The sequence below is a fragment of the Streptomyces solincola genome (assembly GCF_002982015.1).
Classification (GTDB): Bacteria; Actinomycetota; Actinomycetes; order Streptomycetales; family Streptomycetaceae; genus Streptomyces; species Streptomyces solincola.
The window spans coordinates 1-3,469 of sequence record NZ_PVLV01000241.1 but is presented as its reverse complement, the minus strand read 5'-3'; the positions used below and the strand labels follow the sequence as shown (position 1 = coordinate 3,469).

The window sequence follows — 3,469 nt, the reverse complement described above, 5'->3', positions numbered from 1 at the left end:
TCATGACCGACCTCGCAGGCGCCCCCGCCGCCACCGCCGCCGGCCGCGGTGGTGCTGCCGGCGGCGGTGGCGGCGGGGGCGCCTGCGAGGTCGGTCATGACTGCTGCTCCTTCCCGCCGTCCTGCTCGCGGGCGGCACGGCGTACCGCGGCGCGGGCGCGGGCCTGCTGGCGTTCGGTGAAGCGGACGTAGTGCGCCTTGACCTGGTCGGCGACGAACGGCACCCCGGCGCCCTTGACCGTGTCGGCGATGAGCACGCTGGGCCGGCCCGGCTCCCAGGGGGTGGACGCCAGCTCCGGGAGCACCGCGGACAGGTCGTTGCCGGGCACCCGGCGTACCGCCCAGCCGAATGCCCGCCAGCGGTCGGCCAGCGGCTCCAGCGGAGCGATGTCCTCGGTGGGGCCGGTGAGTTGGAGCCGGTTGCGGTCCACCACGGCGGTGAGGTTGTCCAGGCCGAGCCCGGCGGCGCTGGAGGCCGCCTCCCACACCGAGCCCTCCTGGAGCTCGCCGTCGCCGAGCGCCACGAAGGTGTGCCGGGGCTTGCCGGACAGCTTGGCGGAGAGCGCGAAGCCGGCGCCCAGCGCGAGCCCGTGGCCGAGCGACCCGGTGGGCAGCTCCACCCCGGGGACGGCCCGGATGGGGTGGCCCATCAGCCGGCCGCCCTCCTGGCCGAAGCCGGCGAGCTCCTCGACCGGGAAGAAGCCGCGCTCGGCGAGCGTCGCGTACAGTCCGACGGCCGCGTGCCCCTTGCTGAGCAGGAAGACGTCCCGGTCCGGGTCGTCCGGGTGCTCGGGGTCGATGTTCAGCACGGAGAAGTAGAGCGCGGTGAGGACCTCGGTGAGCGAGAGCGAGCCGCCCAGGTGGCCGCCCTCGCCGCCGGAGCAGATGTCGACGATGTGCTCGCGGACGCGCAGGGCGACCGCCGCGAGCTCGGTGAGCTGGTCCGCCCCGGCGTCGGCGCCGGTGGCGGCGGGGTCCTGTACGAGTGTGGTCATCGGGCCGACCTCGCCATCGTCGCGACCGTGTCGAGGTGGTCCCAGACCTTTTCGAAGGCGTCGGCGTAGTGCTGGAGCAGTGGCCCGGAGTCCGGGTGCAGATGGCGCTTCTGGAGGGTGAGCGAGTCCTCGATCACCGCACTGGCGACCGGGAAGGACCCGGCGACCTCGTCCGCCGCGGCGGTCCCCTCCGCCGCCGCCCACGGATGGCCGGAGCCGAAGCCGGTCCGTTCGGTGAACACCTTCTGCTCGGGCAGCGGCATCAACTGGTAGCGGGACATCGGCACGCCCTCGGCGCGCAGCACCCGGTGCAGCGCCTTGCGCAGCGCGCTGGGCGCCACCCCGTCCAGGCCGAGCGCGGCCGGGTCGAGCCGGAAGCGCAGGATGTGCCAGGCGTGCGAGGCGTGTTCGGGGGCGGTCGGCACGGTGATGCCGGGCAGCGGGCGCAGCCGGTCCAGGAAGGGCGGGATGTTCTGCTGCCGCCGCCGCTCGTAGCCGTCGAAGCGGTCGAGCTGGCTGGTGGCGAACGCCGCCTGGATCGGGTTGATCTTGGCGTTCCAGCCCAGTTGGCGGGAGACGTAGTCGCGGGCCTTGCCGCTCTCGATGACCTCGCCGAACTGCCGTCCCAGCACCAGCCTCTCGGCCAGCTCGGGGTCGTCGGTGGTGAGCAGGCCGCCCTCGCCGCAGGTGGGCAGGTTCTTGGTGGTCTGAAGGCTGGTCGCCCCGATCGCGCCGATGGACCCGACCTTGCGGCCCCGGTGCACGGCGCCGTGCGCCTGCGCGGCGTCCTCGACCAGCGCGAGCCCGTGCCGGTCGGCTATGCCGGCGAGCGCGTCCATGTCCGCGGGCAGCCCGTGCAGGTGTACGGGGATGATGGCGCGGGTGCGGTCGGTGATCCGGCGTTCGACGTCGGCCGGGTCGAGGTTGAAGGTGACCGGGTCGATGTCGGCGAAGACCGGCACCGCCATCTGGTGCAGGGGCGCCAGCCCCGAGGCGATGAAGCTCAGCGCGGGCACGATCACCTCGTCGCCCGGCCCGACGCCCAGGGCGGCCAGCGCCAGGTGCAGGGCGGCGGTGCCGTTGGACACGGCCACGGCGTGCGCGGTGCCGGTGGCGGCGGCCCAGCGCTGCTCCAGTTCCCGGACCGAGGTCTCCGTCTCCGCGTTGGAGACCAGGTTGCCGCTGTCCAGCACGGACAGCACGGCCTTGCGGTCCTCCTCGGTGATGATCGGCCACTGCACACTGCGGATGTCGCGGGGCACGGCCGGCGCACCGCCCATCATGGCGAGCTTGGTCACGACTCTCCTTCCGTCGTCTCGGATCCCGTCTTGCTCGTATGTTTCGGTTCGTCCCGTTTCGTTCGGTTTGATGTGGTGGGGTTCGGTGCGGCTGTTCAGATCACGTCGGCGGCGAGGGCGACCGCCTCCACGGCGGCCTCGTGGCGGCGCACCAGCCTCCGCCCGTGGCGTTCCAGGTCGTCGGCGGCGTCCCGGGGCTCGGGCCAGCCGTGCGCCCCGGTGACCCTGAGGCCGGTCCAGGTGTGCGCGACCGCCTCCACGGCGCGGCCCGCCTCGCGCAGTTCGGGCACGTCCCAGCGGACGCCGAGGGTGCGCAGCAGCTCGCCGTGGAGCGCCGCGCCGGCCTGCATCGGCCAGCCGAAGGGGTACGCCGAGCGGACCGCCTCGCCGTCGCCCGCACGGGCCTGGTCGGCCAGCGCGGCCGCGTACCGCCGCAGTCCGGGCAGACCGGTCCACGGCCCGCCGTCGGGCGCGGCGCCGTCGGTGAGGCGGGCGACGCCGGTCCGCAGCGCCTGCCGGACGAAGTCCGGTGTCAGCGGGGCCGGTTCGCCGCCCACCCGGATGTCCAGGTAGCGGCGGTCGATCCGGCTGGAGCTGAAGAAGGCGTCCTGCTCGTCGGCCGGGTTGGCCGAGCCCCAGGCGGCCAGGAAGTCCTCGGTGCGGATGGGTCCGGTGAACGCGGGCGGCATGGCGTCGGAGACCAGCACCAGGCCGCGGGCGCGGTCCACGCCGTAGACGACGACCAGGTGGGCGGCGTGCACGTCGTGGTAGGCGGGGCGGAAGGGCAGGTGGAAGTTGTCCACCGCGGCCACTGGCAGCCCGCCGGCCTCGACCGCGGCGGCCAGTTCGGCCAGCGGGTCGCCGCCGTCCCCGGGTACGACCCAGCGGGAGGAGACCTCGTGGTGCGGGGCGAGCCGGGCGCCCAGGTCGTCGCCGGCGCCGCACGGGTAGTAGAACTCCTCGCTCGGCCGGTCACCCGGTACGTGGGCGAACTCCCAGCCCAGACCGAGCACGTCGAGCGGGTCCCGACCCCGGGCGGCGAGCACCGCGGCGAACGTGGACTGAAGGCAGCTCAGCGGGTCGCGGTAGAACAGCTCCGGCCGGTCCGGGGCCTGCGCCGGTCGGGGCGGGGCGGCCGCCTCCGCCGGGGCGGGGGCGTCGGTGGTCGTCGGGACGG

Annotated in this window: 3 protein-coding genes; all 3 read right to left on the bottom strand. The window is 74.7% G+C overall.

The window, feature by feature from the left end:
• Positions 1-94: 94 nt before the first annotated feature.
• Positions 95-994, bottom strand: coding sequence for a transketolase (locus C6N75_RS16630; RefSeq protein ID WP_105869693.1), 900 nt, complete (start codon positions 992-994; stop codon positions 95-97).
• Positions 991-2,292, bottom strand: a complete 1,302-nt coding sequence (locus C6N75_RS16625) for a DegT/DnrJ/EryC1/StrS family aminotransferase (protein ID WP_258177452.1) — start codon at positions 2,290-2,292, stop codon at positions 991-993. Before C6N75_RS16625 ends, C6N75_RS16630 begins: the two co-directional genes overlap by 4 nt.
• Before the next feature lie 95 nt (positions 2,293-2,387).
• On the bottom strand, positions 2,388-3,469 hold a 1,082-nt coding region (locus tag C6N75_RS16620; RefSeq protein WP_322888056.1), incomplete at its 5' end, for a BtrH N-terminal domain-containing protein.